This is a genomic window from Sorangium aterium (genome assembly GCF_028368935.1).
Classification (GTDB): domain Bacteria; phylum Myxococcota_A; class Polyangia; order Polyangiales; family Polyangiaceae; genus Sorangium; species Sorangium atrum.
On the sequence record NZ_JAQNDK010000001.1, the window covers coordinates 667,187 to 684,466 of the forward strand.

The 17,280-nt window shown below is 71.3% G+C and carries 13 protein-coding genes; 8 read left to right on the forward strand and 5 right to left on the reverse strand.

What is annotated here, in order from left to right:
• Positions 1 to 10: 10 nt before the first annotated feature.
• Both POL72_RS02240 and POL72_RS02245 read right to left on the reverse strand, forming a co-directional pair.
• Entirely contained in the window at positions 11 to 823 is an 813-nt protein-coding gene (locus POL72_RS02240; protein ID WP_272093329.1) for a hypothetical protein, read from the reverse strand.
• The gene (locus POL72_RS02245) at positions 820 to 1,398 is read right to left on the reverse strand and encodes a Pvc16 family protein (RefSeq protein ID WP_272093330.1); all 579 of its coding nucleotides are present in this window, start codon (positions 1,396 to 1,398) and stop codon (positions 820 to 822) included. Before POL72_RS02245 ends, POL72_RS02240 begins: the two co-directional genes overlap by 4 nt.
• A gap of 322 nt (positions 1,399 to 1,720) precedes the next feature.
• Here POL72_RS02245 and POL72_RS02250 point away from each other — a divergent pair, with 322 nt between their 5' ends.
• From POL72_RS02250 to POL72_RS02275, 6 genes are all read left to right on the forward strand, one after another.
• Complete coding sequence (locus POL72_RS02250) at positions 1,721 to 3,079, forward strand: ATP-binding protein (protein ID WP_272093331.1); 1,359 nt, start codon at positions 1,721 to 1,723, stop codon at positions 3,077 to 3,079.
• A gap of 231 nt (positions 3,080 to 3,310) precedes the next feature.
• Complete coding sequence (locus POL72_RS02255; RefSeq protein ID WP_272093332.1) at positions 3,311 to 3,739, forward strand: hypothetical protein; 429 nt, start codon at positions 3,311 to 3,313, stop codon at positions 3,737 to 3,739.
• A gap of 33 nt (positions 3,740 to 3,772) precedes the next feature.
• Entirely contained in the window at positions 3,773 to 4,792 is a 1,020-nt protein-coding gene (locus POL72_RS02260) for a hypothetical protein (RefSeq protein ID WP_272093333.1), read from the forward strand.
• 64 nt (positions 4,793 to 4,856) lie between these two features.
• A complete protein-coding gene (locus POL72_RS02265; RefSeq protein ID WP_272093334.1) occupies positions 4,857 to 8,414 on the forward strand; it encodes an nSTAND1 domain-containing NTPase in 3,558 nt (1,185 codons plus the stop codon).
• The gene (locus POL72_RS02270; protein WP_272093335.1) at positions 8,411 to 9,148 is read left to right on the forward strand and encodes a hypothetical protein; all 738 of its coding nucleotides are present in this window, start codon (positions 8,411 to 8,413) and stop codon (positions 9,146 to 9,148) included. The genes POL72_RS02265 and POL72_RS02270 overlap by 4 nt, the downstream gene beginning before the upstream one ends.
• Before the next feature lie 11 nt (positions 9,149 to 9,159).
• Positions 9,160 to 10,584, forward strand: coding sequence for a PEGA domain-containing protein (locus tag POL72_RS02275; RefSeq protein WP_272093336.1), 1,425 nt, complete (start codon positions 9,160 to 9,162; stop codon positions 10,582 to 10,584).
• A gap of 79 nt (positions 10,585 to 10,663) precedes the next feature.
• Here POL72_RS02275 and POL72_RS51540 read toward each other — a convergent pair whose 3' ends face one another.
• The 3 genes from POL72_RS51540 to POL72_RS02290 all read right to left on the reverse strand — a co-directional run bounded on the left by POL72_RS51540 (position 10,664) and on the right by POL72_RS02290 (position 14,697).
• Positions 10,664 to 10,828, reverse strand: a complete 165-nt coding sequence (locus tag POL72_RS51540) for a hypothetical protein (RefSeq protein WP_373372154.1) — start codon at positions 10,826 to 10,828, stop codon at positions 10,664 to 10,666.
• 219 nt (positions 10,829 to 11,047) lie between these two features.
• The gene (locus tag POL72_RS02285) at positions 11,048 to 13,453 is read right to left on the reverse strand and encodes a non-lysosomal glucosylceramidase (RefSeq protein WP_272093337.1); all 2,406 of its coding nucleotides are present in this window, start codon (positions 13,451 to 13,453) and stop codon (positions 11,048 to 11,050) included.
• Between the two features lie 260 nt (positions 13,454 to 13,713).
• Positions 13,714 to 14,697, reverse strand: a complete 984-nt coding sequence (locus POL72_RS02290; protein WP_272093338.1) for a hypothetical protein — start codon at positions 14,695 to 14,697, stop codon at positions 13,714 to 13,716.
• A 484-nt stretch (positions 14,698 to 15,181) separates the two neighbouring features.
• Between POL72_RS02290 and POL72_RS02295 the strand changes: the two genes are divergently transcribed.
• Both POL72_RS02295 and POL72_RS02300 read left to right on the forward strand, forming a co-directional pair.
• Positions 15,182 to 16,282, forward strand: a complete 1,101-nt coding sequence (locus POL72_RS02295; protein ID WP_272093339.1) for an ABC transporter permease — start codon at positions 15,182 to 15,184, stop codon at positions 16,280 to 16,282.
• On the forward strand, positions 16,279 to 17,211 hold the full coding sequence (locus tag POL72_RS02300) for an ABC transporter permease (protein WP_272093340.1): 933 nt from the start codon (positions 16,279 to 16,281) through the stop codon (positions 17,209 to 17,211). The genes POL72_RS02295 and POL72_RS02300 overlap by 4 nt, the downstream gene beginning before the upstream one ends.
• The last annotated feature ends 69 nt before the right edge of the window (positions 17,212 to 17,280 follow it).

The window sequence follows — 17,280 nt, forward strand, 5'->3', positions numbered from 1 at the left end:
TTCCTCGATCTCAGGGGGTTTGAAACGGTTGCGCTCGATACGTGATGATCTGAAACAGCACATCCTCCTTTGCAGCGCTCTGCATCGACGGATTGGGCAGCGGGCCCGCCACGCGGTCGGGGCCGAGCCGGAGCTCGAGGCTCCTCCTCGGCTCTGCGCGAGCGGCGACGGGCTGATCGGAGGCGAAGCACACGCAGCGCATCCCGGGATACCGACTGGCAATCTGCGCCAGGGTCGGCTCCACAGGGTCGAGGGTCACGGCGCTGAAGCGCAGCGCGTCGGTGGCCCCGGCGAGCGAGGCGTCCACCACGGTGAGCTCGCCCCCGGCCGGCGCCAGGTCGGTGACGCAGTAGTAGGCCCATCGCGCCTGCCTGGCCGGGAAGCTGACCTGGAAACGGGCGGGCCGCGGCGCGCTCCCGGGGCGGATCTCGACGGCCGCGAAGACGCCCGGCGGGAGCCGCGGCCGGGCCGGGTCGGCGGGGGCTAGCCGCAGCTCGCCGTCGGTCCCAGCGCCGGCGTCCGTGAAGACCGGGGCCGAGCGCCCGCGGACGCCGGTGAGGTCGGTGACGACGGCGAAGTCGCCGGCCCGGACCGCCAGGTAGAAGAGCAGCGCCGCGTCTCCCGGGAGCGGTAGGAACGGCTGTCCCGTGGGGTCGAGCGGAGAGAGGACCCGGACGCCCTGGGAGCTCGATCGCCAGAGACAGCGATGATCGCGGAGCAGGCGCGCCGTGGCGTCGCTCGGCTCGATCGAGAGGGCCGGACACCGGAGGTCGGTGTAGAACGCGTGCCGCAAGAGCACCTCGATGATCGCGACGTGCTTCACTGGCTGATCCTCAGCACCGGATCGCTGATCTGCGGTGCGCTGAGGCCGTCCCTGTCCTGGAAGACGGCCATCCGGACCTTGTAGAGGAGCGAAGGCTGATACGCGCTCCGAAGCATGCCCCAGAGCTGGTTCAGCTCGGAGAGGGGGAGCGTCAGGAGCTCCATCGTGAGCTTCTCGATCCTGTCGCTCAGCGCCGGCGAGTTCTCGTGGTCGAGGACCCGGCGGCCCTGGAAGAACTGCAGGATCAGCGAGATGCACCGCAGGCCTTGCTCGTACTCTTTGAAGCGGGCGGCGAAGAGGACATAGGCGTTTATCTGGATCGCCGGCTGGACGCGCTGCGTGGTGCCGTCCGGCAGCGTCAACCGGAACGGGTCGGCCGGTCGCAGCGTGTGATCCTCTTCGAGGTTGACGAGGAGGAGCGTGACGGCTCCGAGCTTGAGCTCGAGGCTGTCCACCTTCTCGCTGTCGAGGAAGACGACCGGCCCCTGGTCGGGCACTGGGCCGCGCCAGCCCGAGCTCGCGGTCAGGTGCTCGTTCACCGTGTTCCTGAGCAGGACGAGGATGTCGCTGATCACGGCTGACGACTCCTGGAGCTCTGAACTTGTCCCGCTCTCATTGGCTCTCTTCCTTGAAGATCTCGGGTCAGCGCATCCGCGGCGCGACGCCTGAACGTCAGGCTCCGTCGAGCGGATCGCCACGATGCAACAGCGCCTCGATGCCCGCGGACGAAGCACTGGGTCCTCCGCCGGCGCCGTTCTCGACCTCCGTAGTACCCACGGTCGGTCGCATTGACAACTTAAGCCATTTTAAGAAGCCTCGTATTTAGCGGCGTGACCGGGGCGTGTCGTGGCACCGTTCGCGCAGCGGTTCTGGAGCGAGGAGGAGCGCCGCGGCTCGATGGGTATGGCAAGGATGACCAAGATCGTGGAGAACGCCGCCGACCTCGAGCGGGAGCTATTCTGGTTTCGCAGCGTCCTGGAGGCGCGGATCAAGATCCATTTCGGCGAGGGTGCGACCGAGGGGAGCGTGCTCGACATCGCGCCGCCCGACCTCGACGGGTCGAGCTCGGAGTACGCCGGCTTCGTGCGGCGCCATCAGCTCTCCTTCGTCGAGCGCCTCGCCCTGGTGCTCGCCCTGGTCCCGCACCTGCGGCCGCGGCTCCTCGACGCCTGCTTCGGCCGCGACACCGCCGTGGATCGGAGGCTCACCGAGTTCGGCGGCGCCCAGCTCGGCTCCGACGGCGAGCTCTTGCCCACGGCCGAGACGCTGGCGTTCCTCCTCGGCGGCGACGACCTCGCGCTCCGGTTCTCGGTGCAGCTCCTCCTGGATCCAGAGCACCTCTTCGCCAGGCACGACGTCCTCAGGCTCGGGGGCGGCGACGGGGTGACGCCGATGAAGGCTCCCCTCCGGATCTCGGAGGAGCTGCTCTGTCGCTTCACCACCGGCGAGCCGCGTCGGCTCGGCTGCGGTCCCGGCTTTCCCGCCCAGCGGATCGAGACGCGCCTCGGCTGGGAGGACGTGGTGCTGCAGCCCAGCACCCGCAAGCACCTCGAGGAGATCGAGACCTGGATCGAGCACGGAGAGACGTTGATGGCGGACTGGGGCATGGCCGGGAAGCTGCGCCCCGGCTACCGCAGCCTCTTCTATGGCCCGCCGGGCACGGGGAAGACGATGACGGCCTGTCTGCTCGGCAAGTCCACCGGCCGTGAGGTCTACAAGGTGGATACCTCCCTGGTGGTGTCGAAGTACCTCGGCGAGACGGAGAAGAACCTCGGCCGGGTCTTCGACCAGGCCGAGCGCAGGGGCTGGATCCTGTTCTTCGACGAGGCCGACGCGCTCTTCGGCAAGCGCAGCGAGACGCGGGACGCGCACGACCGTTACGCCAACCAGCAGGTCTCCTTCCTCCTCCAGCGCATCGAGACCTTCGACGGGCTCGCGGTCCTGGCGTCCAACCTGCGCGACAACCTCGACGACGCCTTCGCGCGGCGGTTCGAGTCGATCATCTACTTTCCGATGCCGCGCGCCGAGGAGCGCGCGCGGCTGTGGCGGCAGGGGCTCTCGCCCAAGGCGAGGCTCGACGGCTCCGTGGACCTCGAGAAGATCGCGCGCGAGCACGCGCTCGCGGGGGGCGCGGTCATGAACGTGATCCGCTACGCCTCGCTCCAGGCCTTGAGAGAGGGGGGCCGTCCCCTCACGGCAGAGGACCTCCTGCAGGGCATCCGGAAGGAGTATGCCAAGCAGGGGAAGGCGGGTTGAGCGGACGCTCGCACGACACGCCCCGTCACGCCGCCGAAGCCGAGGTGCATGAAAATAGTTTAAGTCGTCCGCGCGACCGACGACGGGTACGACCGATGTCGAGATGGCACCGAGGGAAGGACGATGGCGTCGTCCGCGGGGCCTCGAAGCGCCGTTCCATCGGGGCGTTCCGCTCGAGGGAGCCTGGCGCAGAATGGACAAAGGAGTATGCCCGTGCCAGCGAAAGAACACATGAATCGGGATGAGCCCGTCGCGTTCGGCGGCTCGTCGTCGGTGACGGTGGGCGTCTCTCTTCGTACGCGGCTCGGCCCCGGCGAACCACCGAGGCGCGCGATACAGGCCTTGCTGCGGTCGGTGGGCAAGGCCCTGTCCGCCCATTTCGAGGGCCGCGCGGCCGCGCGCCTCGACACCGAGAGCGCCACGGCCACGGTGACCCTGCGGATCCCCGAACCGGAGGGCAGCACCAAGGTGTGCGAGCTCTCGATCACCCTGCTCGCCGACGAGCTCACCCAGGACGAAGAGCTCGTGGTCGTCCCACGGATCCGCGCTGAGGTTCACCGCCGGAAGGACGATATCGACTGGCTCGCCGGCGACGCGGCGGCGGACGTCGACCAGCTCACCGGCGAGATAGAGGACGTCCTCTCGGCCGTCTCGCCCTGACCGCGGCCACGGCGCGCTCGAAGGAGATCCACCGTGAAGATTGACGATGACAGAAGGCGCTCACCGATCCGCCTCGCGATCGCGGCGCTGGCCGCGCTCCCGCTCGCGGCGTGCGCGAGCACCGCGACGGTCACGCTCGACAAGGCGATCAAGGACCTCGCGCCGGACTACCGCGCGCGGACGCCGGCGAGCGGCTCCGCGAGCCTCGGACGCCGGCTGCTCGGGGACCAGCCCGAGACCAACGCCTGCTTCGACGGCGACCACGGCACGGCGGCGCCGAGCTGGTCGAAGGTGACGCTCCACTACGGGGACGTGCTCGACGGGAAGCTCTCCGGCGACTTCGGCGCAGCCGTCAAGGTCGCCTCCTCGGCCGGCGTGTCCTCGAAGCGGAGCGCGAACATCACGCTGACGGACCTCGTGGAGAGCAGGCTCTCGGCCGTGTACCTCGACGCGAGCGGCGCGTGCACCGGCCTGTTCGCCGAGGCCGGGACGAGCTACGTCAGGGTGCTGACGCGCGCGATCAAGGCGGGGACGCTCGAGGTGGCGGCCGAGCAGGCGGTCGCCGCGACCCTGGCGATCGACGCCTCCTCGATCGGAGGGACCTCCGTGAGCGCGTCGAGCACGTCGGGCCGCAAGCTCCAGGGGACCTCTCTCTTCTTCGCGGACTATCCCGAGTGCTTCAGCGTGGTTTACCAGAAGAAGGACTGCGCCGGCTCGGCCGTGGGTCCGGGCAATGTCTGCGATCTCGGCGCGTGCTCGTTCAACATCGCGGCGCTCGACACCGGCCGCGCGGCCTGGAAGGGGAAGCTCTCGTGCGAGGGCGGCGCGTCGAGCGATCTCGGCGGCACCCTCGGCGCGTGGGGAGAGGCGCAGAAGACGGCGCCCGGCGTCACCTACAACGTCCGCGTGCTCAAGGGAGCCTTCCTGGGGACGGCGAACATCGACCTCCGTCGCTGGGTGACCCGCTCGGAGTCGCCCGACAAGTGCGCGCCCCCCGGGAGCGGGCCACACCCGGGTCGATCGCGAGCCCCGGAGCGACGTTTGGATCCTTAAGAACCAATAAGGTGTTCGCGCCGGATCCATCTGTTACTCGCTTACTCGCTCTCGCTGCCCCGCAATGCAGAACCCCTTTCCAGGTCCCCAACCTTACCGCGCTTCCGACCGTGATCGCTTTTACGGGCGAGGCGACCTGGCCTACCGGCTCGAGGCATCCATCCTCGCCAACCGCTGCGTCACCGTCTTCGGGCCGTCCGGCGCGGGCAAGTCCTCCCTGGTGCAGGCGGCGGTCCTCCCGTCGCTCATCGAGAAGCAGGAGATCCGCGTGGCGCGGGTGGACGCCTGGCCCGAGGATCAGGACCCGACGCGCTGGCTCGCGGACGCGGTGTACGGCGCCCTCGGCCTCGGCGACCGGCCGGCCGGCGCCTCGCCCGCGGACGCGCTGCTCACGGCGGCGCAGCGCGCGGCGCGGGGGTCGCCGCGGCTCGCCGTCGTCTACCTCGATCAGATCGAGCAGCTGCTCTACGCGACGCGCGGCGCGGCCGAGGCCGAGGCGCTCTTCGACTGCGTGGACCGCCTCGCCGGGCTGCCCACCCGCAACCTGCGCCTGGTGCTGTCGCTCCGCGAGGACTACCTCGGCCGCTTCCGCGATCGGCTGCGCGAGCACCGCCGGCTCCTCGATCACGGCTTCCGCGTCGGCCCGCTCACGGTCGCCGAGCTCTGCGAGGCCGTCTGCCAGGCGGCCGCCGCGGGCGAGCCGCCGCAGGCGTGGGCGCCGGCGGACATGCGCCCGCTCCTGCTCCAGGTGCGCGTGCCCGGCCAGGCCGCGGGCGACGGGGCCGAGGCGCAGGCCGCGTACGCGCAGATCGTGTGCCGCGCGCTCTTCGAGCAGCGCGCGAGCGGGGGAGCGGCGGTCGACGCTGTCGAGGCCGAGGCCATCCTGCGACGGTACATGGAGGCGACGCTCGCCGGCCTCGGCGCGCTGCGCGGCGGGGCCGAGCGGCTGCTCGAGGATCACCTGGTGACGGCGGACGGCAGCCGCGCGCTGCGCACCGAGAAGGAGCTGCTCCGGATCCTCCCCGCGGACGAGCTTGGGCCGGCGCTGAAGGCGCTGGAGGGCGCGGCCATCCTCCACGCGGCGGAGCACCAGGGGAGCCGGTACTTCGAGATCGGCCACGACTGGCTGGCGCGAGAGGTCTTCGATCAGCGGCAGCAGCGCCGGCACCTGGAGGCGCGGCGGCGCGAGCGGGCCGAGGCGGAGGCGCGGCTCGCCGAGGAGCGCGGGCGGCGGCGCCGCTCCGCCGCCGTCGCCGCGGCGGCGCTCCTTGTCGCGGCCGGCGCGGCGGCGCTCGGCTCGGTGGCGTACGGCCAGAAGCTCCGCGCGGATCGCCTGCGCGTCGAGGAGGTCCGGGCTCGACGCGAGGCCGACCGGCAGCGGGACGTCGCGGAGGAGCGGCGCTCCGAGGCGCACGACGCCAGGATCCTCGCGGGCTTCCGCGAGCTCGCGGTGCGCGCGCAGCTCCCGCTGGCGATGAAGCTCCTGCCCGAGGCGGAGCTGCCGGCCATGCGCCGCGGCTGGATCGAGCTGGCGAGCGACGCCCTCAACACGAACGCGCTCCGCGCGACCCTCCGCGGACACGCGAGCGCCCTCGCCGCGGCCGTGTGGAGCCCCGACGGCGCGCGCGTGCTCACGGCCTCGGCCGACGGCACCGCGCGCGTATGGCGCGCCGACGGCACCGGCCAGCCCGTGGTGCTGGAGGGCGGCGGCGGGGCCATCCTCGCGGCCGCGTGGAGCCCCGACGGCGAGCGCGTGCTCACGGCCTCGGAGGACGGCACGGCGCGCGTGTGGCGCGCCGACGGCGCCGGTCAGCCCGTGGTGCTGAGGGGCCACCGCGGCGCCGTTACCGCGGTCGCCGCGAGCCCGGACGGCGCGCGCGTGCTCACGGCCTCGGCCGACGGCACCGCGCGCGTGTGGCGCGCCGACGGCGAGGGCGCTCCGGTCGTCCTCACAGGCCACCGCGGCCGCATCAACGCGGCCGCGTGGAGCCCCGACGGCGCGCGCGTCGTCACCGCCTCCGACGACCGGACGGCGCGCGTCTGGCTGATCGCGAAGGGCAGGAGCCGCGTCCTGAGCGGGCACACCGGCGAGGTGATCTCCGTGGCCGTGAGCCCCGACGGCGCACGCGTCGTCACCGGCTCGCGCGACCGGACGGCGCGCGTCTTCACGCTGGCCGGCGCCGGCGCCCCCGTGGTGCTCGCCGGGCACGAGGACAGCGTCCTGCACGCGGCCGTGAGCCCCGACGGCCTGCGCGTGGCCACCGCCTCGGCCGATCGGACCGTGCGCGTCTGGAGCGCCGCCGGCGACGCCGAGCCGGTCGTGCTCGCCGGCCACGCGCTCGCCGTGACCTCCGTCTCGTGGCGCCCCGACGGCACGTACGTCGCCAGCGCCTCCGCGGACCGGACGGCGCGCCTCTGGCCGGCGGATGGCAGCGGCCCGCCGCTCGTCCTGGTCGGGCACCGCGCGCCGCTCCGCTCCGCGGCGTGGAGCCCCGACGGCGCGCGCGTCGTCACCGCGGCGTCCGATCCGTGGGAGCGCTCGTCCGACCGCACCGCGAAGGTGTGGAGCGCCGAGCCGCTCCGGGCGATGCCGCACCGGCGCCGCGACCTCGGTTTCTTCCACGCGGCGTCCATCGTGGAAGGCGGCGAGCGCGTCGTCGCGGCCTACGAGGACCGGACGGCGCGCGTCTTCCGGGTCGACGGCGAGGGCGAGCCCGTCGTGCTCAGGGGTCACGAGGGGTGGGTGGCGAGCGCGGCGCTGAGCTCCGACGGCACGCGCGTCGTCACGGCCTCGTTCGATCGCGCGGCGCGCGTCTGGAGCGCCGACGGCAAGGGCGAGCCCGTCGTGCTGCGCGGGCACGAGGCCGAGGTGCGCGCCGCCGTGATGAGCCCTGACGGCGAGCGCGTCGTGACGGCATCCGACGACGGGACGGCGCGGGTGTGGAGCGCCGACGGCAAGGGCGAGCCCGTCGTGCTGCGCGGGCACGAGGACTGGCTCACCTCGGCCGCGTGGAGCCCTGACGGCGCCCGCGTGCTCACCACGTCGCTCGACCACACGGCGCGGGTGTGGAGCGCGGCCGGCGAGCGCGAGCCCGTCGTGCTGCGCGGGCACGGCGGCGGCGTCCACGCCGGCGCGTGGAGCCCTGACGGCGAGCGCGTGGTGACGGCGTCGGACGACGGGACCGCGCGGGTGTGGAGCGCCGGCGGCAAGGGCGAGCCCGTCGTGCTGCGCGGGCACGACGGCGCGGTCCTTCGCGCCCTCTTCAGCCCCGACGGCGCGCGCGTGGCCACCTCGTCGGCCGACGCCACCGTCCGCCTCTGGAGCGCCTCAGGCGAGGGCGCGCCCATCGTGCTCGGGTCGTCGGCGCCGGTCATCGCGCTGGCCTTCCTCGACGGAGGGCAACGGCTGATGACCGTCGCCATGGACAACGGCATTCACACCTGGAGCATCGACGTGGACACCCTGAAGAAACGCCTGCTGACAGCGCATACCGACTGCCTGCCGCCGACCATGCGCTTCACCTACCTCGGTGAGCCCGCGTCCGCCGCCCGGGATCGGCACGCGGAATGCGAGCGCTCGTACCAGCGCGCGCCGCTCCTCGCGGAGGGCCGGGGGCGATGAAGGCCCGCGACACGGCCGCAGCGGCGGCGCTGGTGCTCCTGTCGGCCCTGGGCGCGTGCGGGCAGCCCGGCGTCGAGGAGGGCGGCGCCGAGCCGGCGGCGTCCGCCGGCGAGATCGCCGTCGAGACCCGCGCCGCCGCGGCGGCGCGACCGGCGGCGCACAGGCTCGGCGCCGGCGAGCGCCGGGTGAAGCTGCTCGTCCTACCCGCCGACGCCGTCGTCGAGGTCGACAGCGTCCCGGTGCGGCGGCGGGACGGCGTCATCGAGCTCTCGGGCAAGGTCGGGCAGACGCATCGGGTGCGCGTCTCCAGGGGGGCACAGCACGGCGAGACGACCGTGACCCTCACGGACGCCGGCGCCTCCCCGCCCTCGCTCGATCTCGCCGCGCTGGCGCGGGCCGCGCGCCGCTTCGGGCGCGGCCTCCTCCCGGCCGCGTCCGCCGAGCCACCGGCCGCCGACGCGGTCGACTCCGCCACGCCTGAGCTCGCCGAGACGCCGGAGCTGGCGCCCGAGTCCATGTTGCCCGGCGTCGCCGCCGAGCACGACGTGCTGGCGGGTCACATGGCGATGGATCCGCCGCCCGAACCCGCGCTCGGCGCCGCGCGGGCGAACGAGGGCCCGGCGTGTGTATGTCCCCCGGCGGCGCAGGTCGTCGTCAGGTGCCCGACCGGCGCGGCCGCGGAGGCGCACGGGAAGCCGCGCAGCGGCGTTCTGGCCGGAGACGCCTTCGAATGAGGGCGCGCGCGATGCCGGGCACGACGCGCCGACGCTCCTCGCGCGGTCGCCTCCTCCTCTTCGCCGCGGTGCTCCTGGCGCCGCTGCCCTTCGGCCCGCTCGCCGCCGCGCAGCCGGGCGGGCCCGGCGAGGCGCGGCGTCGCGAGGATGCGCGCGCGCACTTCCAGCGCGGGATCGCGCTGCGCGATCAGGAGCGCTGGGCCGACGCGCTCACCGAGTTCCAGACATCGCGCTCGTTGTTCATGACGCTGAACGGGACGACCAACGCCGCCGCGTGTCTCATCCAGCTAGAGCGCTACCTGGAGGCCATCGAGCTGTACGAGAGCGCGCTGAACGACTTCTCCGAGAGGCTCAAGGGCGAGGACAAGCGCGATATCCTGCTGGTGGTAAAGCTCCTTTACAATGCCGTCGGGACCATCGGGATCGCGGGCGCCGAGCCGGGCGCGACGCTCCTGCTCGACGGCCTATCGCGCGGCGAGCTCCCGCTCGGCGCGCCCTTGCGCGTGCCTCGCGGCCTCCACACCGTCCGCGTGGTCAAGGCGGGGTACCAGCCGTTCGAGCAGCGCCTCGACGTGGACGGCGGGGAGACGGTCCAAGTGACGGCACGGCTGATCCGGCTCAAGGAGACGGGCACGCTCGAGATCGCCGAGCCGACGAGGGATGGGCCGGACGCACGCCCGATCCGGCTGGCGCGAGACGCCGAGTCCATCGACGGCCGCGAGGAGCGCGGGCCGCGCCGCACGCCCCGCTGGCTCGCCGAGGTGAGCGCCGCGGCGCCGCTCATTGTGTCGTTTGGCGGAGACGCGCCGACGGGGTGCGTGGAGCCTTGCAGCAAGCCCCTCGGGTCTGGCGTCAGCTTGATCGCCCACGGAGGGTACGGCATCAACCATCTCTCGTTCGGCGTCTCGGCGGGCTATCTGGGCATCCAGCAAGCTGTCCGGGGGCGCATCGCGACGCTCGAGGCCGCCGGCGGGGCGTCGTACTCGGTGCGCGTCGACGACACGACAGCGCTCCGCGGCGCGCTCCTCGGCGCCTGGGTCGGCTACTCGTCGGGCGAGCGCCTCCTGCTCCACGCGCGGCTGGGCGCCGGCGGGCTGTTCGGCGCGGTCGCCGCGTCGCGCACGAGCGCGCGTGCGTCGGCGAGCGGCGCGCTGTCGTTCGGCCCGCTCGAGCGGAGCGCGGCGGCGCGCTTCGTGTACGTCGCGCCCGAGGTGCGCGCCGGCGTCAGGCTGGCCAGGCGGGTCGAGCTCACCCTGGGGCTCGAGGTGCCCCTGCTCATCGCCGTGCCGAGGCCGGCGTCGAGCCAGCAGGTATTCGTCGACACCGCGGCTGGGGTCGATCACGCCGCCTCGGCCTGGTTTCCAGGCGGGCCCCTCACGGCCCCGCTCTTCCCGCTCTTCATTCCTGCCCTGAGCGCCAGGTACGATTTCTACTGAGGCCGAGGTGCCTCCGGCGCACTGCCGCGAGCGGGCGGCGAGCTCATGACGACGAGGTGAGCGCTCAGCACAGCGCCGTTCAGTCGTCGCCGGCGAGCGGGATCGTCAATCTCCACATGTCGTTGAGCAGCACCGGCGCGAACTCCGCGGTCGCTCCCCCGAAGATGTAGAGCTCGTAGGCCGTGGCGGTCCTGCGAGAGAAGGAGAACTGGCCGAACCTCGGCGCTGGCGCCGGCCCCGTCATCGCTGTGTCCACGCGCGTCCAGCCCCCGATGTCGAGATCGAAGTACCAGACATCGGACAGGGTGGCACCGTCGAACTGGCTGCCTCCGAAGAGCCAGATTCGATTGCGGTGCTCGTCGGCGAGCAGCTTCGCGTTGTCGCGGTGGCCCGGCCCGCCGTCCTCGTCGAAGGTGATAAGAGGGCGTTCCAGCCCTCGGAGCGCCGACAGCGGGGAACTGGCCTACGGCGCGATGTCGTACGCGTGCTTCGCCGCCCACAGCGTGGTGGCGCGCATGTAGTAGGGCGCGCGGATGCTGCCGTTGCCCTCCCATGCCTCCGGCGTGCGGAACCACAGGCCGTCGGTCTTCCAGATCGTGTCGACAAGGCTCGCGCCGATCTCACCGGCCTGCGCGGCGAGCCCCTCCTGGATCATGCCGGCCACCACGCCCCAGGACGTGCCCACCCAGCACTCCCGCGTCTGGTTGCTCGTTCCGTCGACCGAGCCATTGGCGGTCATGACATTGACGACGCCGCGGGTCCCGCCGTCGAACCGCTTGAAGTTGTTCTCGTAGATCTTCGTGAACGCCGACGCCGCGTGGCTCGGGTCGACGATCGGCGGCAGCCCGAGGGCGCGCGCGTACCACTGGCCTGCGAGCTGGTCCGACATGATCCGGCTCGTGTCCCGGCTCCCCGTGTCGATCTTGTAATACGCCCCCGTCCAGAGCTTCGACTCGAAGCCGCCCTTGGCCTGATCGAACCACGTCTGGTAGGTGCCCGCGAGCGAGGTGTCGCCGACAGCGGTCGCCAGCTCCTTCGCGGCCTCGCTGGCGGCGAGGAAGAGGCCCCCGCAATACGCGGTGTTGCCGTGCAGATCCATGTCGTCGTACGTCTGATCGATGCCGTTGCTCTCCGGCATCCCGTCCCCGTCGCCGTCCTGGCCCTTCACCTTCTGCATCGCCATCTTCACGGCGGGCCAGCAGTAATCGAGGAACTCCTTGTCGGTCTTCCCGGTGAGCGCCCAGTCGCGATAGACCATCAGGACCAGCTTGGAGTTGAGATCCTTCCAGTTGGTCGAGTCGCGGTACGTGTACGCGTTCCACTTGCGGAAGACGGTGTCGGTGTCTCCGAAATCGTGCGCGGTCGTCCCGATCGCGCGCGGCCTGTCGGAGCGCGTGGTCGTCACGCTGTCGCAGAACTGCCGCACCTCCTGCTTGTCGATGTCCGGCCAGAGCGAGAACAGGGCCCATGAGCCGTAAAAGCGCACGTCCGACGTGCCGTAGAACGGGTAGATGTACGACTCCAGGCTGGTGAACATGTCCTCGTCCGGGTCGTCCGGCTGGCCGGACGCCGCGCCGGCCTCCCAGTACGTGCCCGCGATGGCGTAGTAGTAGAGCTCGTTGAACAGAGCGCCCTTGAGCCACTCCGGGTACTTCGGATCGTCGAGCACGCTCGCCTGCCAGTCCTGGATCGCCCAGAGCCACGGCTCGTGCTCGGCGAGCGCCTCCGCCGCGATCGTCCACGAGGCGTTCCCCGTCCGCCCGAAGTGGCGCGTGTACGCGCGGTACCACCTGTCCCCCGAGCCCGCCTGCGTGACCGGGATATCCCACGCGAGCACGATCGGCACAATGGCGCTCTTCCCCGGCTCCACCGTCGCCTTGAACGCGATCGCCCCGAGCGAGTGCCCTCCCGTCGTGTTGGCGAGCGTGCCGTCGTTGGCGAGCTCGCTCTGCAGGGCGGCGACGCTGTCGGCGGACTGGTACGAGACGACAACGCCCGGCGCGTTCCGGCTGGCGAGCGTGAACTCGCCCTGTCCCTCGGAGTTCGGCGCCCCTCCGCCTCGGGTGAGGACAAGGCCAACGTCGTCGCCGGAGGTCTGCACCATGGCGCCATTGCCGCCGTGATCGTTCTTCCAGGTCAGCATCACGGCGACGTCGCAAGGCGCTCCGGTCGGATTCGTGATCTCCCACCGATAGACGCCGACCGGATAGCTGGTCTTCTTGTAGTCGCCCGGGATGATGGGGCTGTATTGTTCGACCTTCGCTTTGCAGGGGAATGCCGCGCCGTGGTAATCGACCCACGAGCGCGGAAAGAGCGAGGAGTACGTCGCCTGCCCCTGGCCCAGGCCGTCCTTGTCGAGGCGCCTCGTCTGCGCGTCGCCCCCTTCGGCCTTCTGGTACATGAAGAAGCCCGCGTTGTTGTCGACGTTCTGGTCGCTGCTCCCGATATCGAGGCGACCCTTGTAGAACCTTCCGTCGAACCGCCACGTGATCGTCCCGGCGCCGAAGCCGCCGATGGGCGCGCCGTCCTCGTAGACGCCGTCCGTGATACCCCTGCTCCACGCCTGAGCCGGGATGGAGATCGGCTCGCCCGGCACGTGCGCCGGCGGGCCGCCGCCTTCGCTGCCGCCGGAGCCGACCGCGGGCGGAGCGCCGCCGGTGCCCGCCGCTGACGACGAGCTGCTCGCTGGGCCCTGGCTTGTTCCGGCTCCAGTTCCCGTTCCGGCTCCGGCGCCGCCAGGCCCCGAGCCGCCATCCGACGAGGACGAGCTCGAGCTACCTCCACCGCACGACGCGGGTGTCGCGGCGACGAGGACGGCACCGGCAGCGACGACACCCAGAGAGCGCAGTGGGATAAGGGGCAATGTCATGACGGCGAGCATATGCGGTTCGCGACCACACGTCACCGTACCAATGGCAATGCATTCACTTCATTACCGCTGGAAGATTCCGTCGTTTCCGGGGAAAACCCCTCTTCCCGCGTCACCGATCATCCGGGCAGTGTTAACGCGACGCGAAATGCACCGGGCATCTTCCACGGTGCGGACAACTCGAGCGCGCGAGCGAGGCCCGTATGATCTTCATTGTCATCATCAGGCTTGCTCCGCAGCTCGCGGCCGAGGAGCGGCGCTCAGGGCCAGGTGGCTTTGACCGCATTGATCCAGTAGTCGGCGAGGCGGAAGGCCGGATCTTGCTCGATGTGCACGAAGCGTCCGCTATAGCTCGCGGCGGAGCGACCACAGACCTGGCTCGACGAGACGAGGTTGAGGAGCCTGCCTTGAACGTTGGTCGTCGCGTTCAGAGAACAATCGCTGCTGCCGGGAACACCGACCCGCCAGGTGGGCTTGTCGGCCAGCAGGTTGCGCCTGAGCTCCAGTATCTTGTCACCCGAGACGGGGGCGACATCCATGCCGTGCGAGGCGAACACGTCCTCCGCGCAGGTGTCTCTCGCCATGCCATGCCACTGAACGGCCCACCAGGGCTTGGATCCGTAAAAGGCCGCGAGCTCCAGATAGGTCGCGTGAAACGCGTTCGTCACGTTGTGGGCCACGTCCGAGATCATGGTCGAGCTCTGGCAAGCGCTGTCGGTGAAGCTCGCATCGCGGTGAGCGCCGGCCATCAGGAAGCTGCGGGATCTCGTCGCCTTGAAGATGCTGACGGCCTGGATCTCCGTCTCCAGGTCCGCTGTCGCATGCGGCGCCGAATGAGCGAGCTCTCGCTCCGCAGCCGCGTCCACGATGAACGTGCCCAGCCCGAGATCGACGACTCCGTCGCTGTTCCGATCGCCGACCTCCATGAGCACACAGTATCTTCGTCCATTATCGACGTCGCGGAGGAGCCGGATCCGCGCTGACGACGACAGGCTGGACGGAAGCACTATATTGCAGCTGCCGCCCATCATGGCGCGAACGACGCCCCGCCACGCGCTCAGCTGCGTCGAGCTCGGGGTGACGAAGATGCCTGAGTCCCTGCCGGGCATCTGATCGCGAATGCACGTCACGAGCGCTTCCAGGGTCGCGCTCGACGAGCAGGTCAGGTCCGCCGACACCGCCGGGCGAGACGCCATGAGGACGCCAGCGCCGAACAGGAACAAAATCGATCGTTCGAACCGCATGACAGCATTACCTCCAATCAGGGGTTTGCGGGTGGGATCGATCGGCGGTCCTCTGCGCGGCGCGCTGTGCACGTGGGCACAGGAACGAAACTCGCCGGGGCCGTACGGCGCGGACCTCGGCATTCCCGGATCTTTCAGGCGCGCGAGCGCTCGCCGCTTTCTTCGCCGTCTGCGCAATGATCGCCAAGCAAACTCACCGGCAGGCGACGGCGAGTGCAAGGCGGAGACCGCCGCGCTGTGCAAACCGTTCGCGGTCGCCGCGGCCACCACATCGCAGCGTTACCGCCACATCGCAGCGCGGCCACCACACGACAGCATCACTCGACCCGGTGGGCCCCCGTGGTGTCGCACGTCATGACAAGGGCGCGCCGCTCGCCGGCCGGGCGGGTTGTCCGGGCGCGAGGCGCCCCTCTTGTCCGTCCTGTCACGACCAGCAAGCTCCCCGAAAACGTGTGGAAATAATGGATGCCTTATCCTCGGCAGCGTGAAAGTCATCTCGCATGGGCCGCTCGGGCGTGAGACGACCGAAGCGATCGCCATCCCCCTCGGGGCCCTCGCGGCCTCGCTCCTCGTGTTCGGCGCGTTCGTGGCCGCCCAGGGGGCGAACCCTTTGAGCGTCTATCACGACATGGTCCGCGGCGCCTTCGGCACGTGGTTCTCGTTCCAGAACACCCTCCTTCGGGCCGCGCCGCTCATGCTGACCGCGCTCTGCACGGCGCTGCCGGCACGCCTCGGCCTGATCGTCATCGGCGGCGAGGGCGCGCTCGTCATGGGCGGGCTCTCGGCCGCGTCGGCGGCGCTGGCCTCACGGGCGTGGGGCGCGCCGCCCGCCGCCGTGCTCGCCGCGATGCTCGTGTCCGGGCTCGCCGCCGGGGCGCTCTGGATCGGCCTCGCCGGCGCGCTGCGCGTCTACCGCGGCGTGAGCGAGACGATCAGCAGCCTGCTCCTCAACTACATCGGGATCGCGATCCTGAACCACCTCGTCGAGGGCGCGCTGCGCGACCCGGCGAGCCTCAACAAGCCCTCGACCGCCTCCATCGGCGCCGAGAACGCGCTGGGGAGCCTGCCCGGCCTCGAGGTCCACTGGGGCCTCGCCTACGGGGTGCTCGCCTGCGCGCTCTGCTATGTGCTGATGCACCGGACGACGTTCGGCTTCGGCGCAGCGATGAGCGGCGGCAACGTCCGCGCGGCGCTCCTCGCCGGACTGCCGGTGAAGCGCCTCGTCGTGCTCACCTGCACGCTCGCCGGAGCGTGCGCTGGGCTCGCCGGCATGGTGGAGGTCGCGGCGGTCCACGGCCGGGCCAACGCGTCTCTGATCAGCGGTTATGGCTATACTGGCATCCTCGTCGCGTTCATCGCGCGCCACAACCCGCTCGCGATCATGCCGGTCTCGCTCCTGCTCGGCGGCATCGGCGCGAGCGGCGGCCTGCTCCAGCGGACGGCGCGGCTCCCCGACGCGACGGTGAGCGTGCTCCAGGGGATCCTGTTCATCGCGATCCTCGCGAGCGAGACGCTTTACGGCCGTTCCCTCGCTGCCCGCGAGCCCAAGGTCCGTCAGGCGGCTCCGGCGCCTTCGGTGGCATGATGAGCGACGCAGCTGCACTGGGTCTCTGGGGCATCCCCCTCGCGGTCGCCGCCGGGGCCATCCGCATCAGCACGCCATTCCTCTTCGTGAGCCTCGGCGAGTGCCTCACCGAGAAGAGCGGCCGCGTGAACCTCGGCCTGGAGGGCACGCTCGTCATGGGCGCGATGGGAGGTTATGGCGTCTCTTACCTCACGGGCTCTGCCTGGCTCGGCGTGCTCGCCGCCGGCGCCATCGGCGCCGCGCTCGGCGCGCTGCACGCGTGGCTTTGCTCGAAGCCGCGCGTCAACGACATCGCCGTCGGCATCGCGCTCATGCTCTTCGGCGTCGGCCTCGCCTTCTTCCTCGGCAAACCGCTCATCCAGCCGACGGCGCCCCGCCTGCCCGCGATATCGCTCGGCTTCTTCAGCGATCTCCCTCAGGTCCGCTCCGCGCTCCAGGTGAACGCGCTCTTCCTCATCGGGGCCGCGCTCGCCCCGCTCCTGCTCTGGGCGCTGAACCGCACCCGCTTCGGGCTCGTGCTCCGCACCGTGGGCGAGAGCGCCGACAGCGCCCGTGCGATGGGGGTCGACGTGAACCTGGTCCGGCGGCGCGCGACCATGGCCGGCGGCTTCCTCGCCGGCGTCGGCGGCTCGTTCCTCTCGCTCTTCTACCCTGGCAGCTGGAACGAGGGCCTCTCGAGCGGACAGGGGCTCATGGCCGTCGCCCTCGTCATCTTCGCGCGCTGGAACCCGGTGCGCTGCCTCTTCGCTTCGCTGCTCTTCGGCGGCGCGAGCGCCCTCGGGCCGGCGCTCCAGTCCGTGGGCATCACCTGGGGATACCACCTCTTCAACGCCGCGCCGTACATCGTGACGCTGGCCATCATGGTCGCGGCGAGCTCCGCGACCCAGACCCTGCGCGATCAGCCCGCCGAGCTCACGCTCGCGCGTTGATCGCGCGAGGCGGCGCGCGCTGAGCGAACCGTGTGAACCGAGTGGACCGTACGCGACGAACGAAAGGAG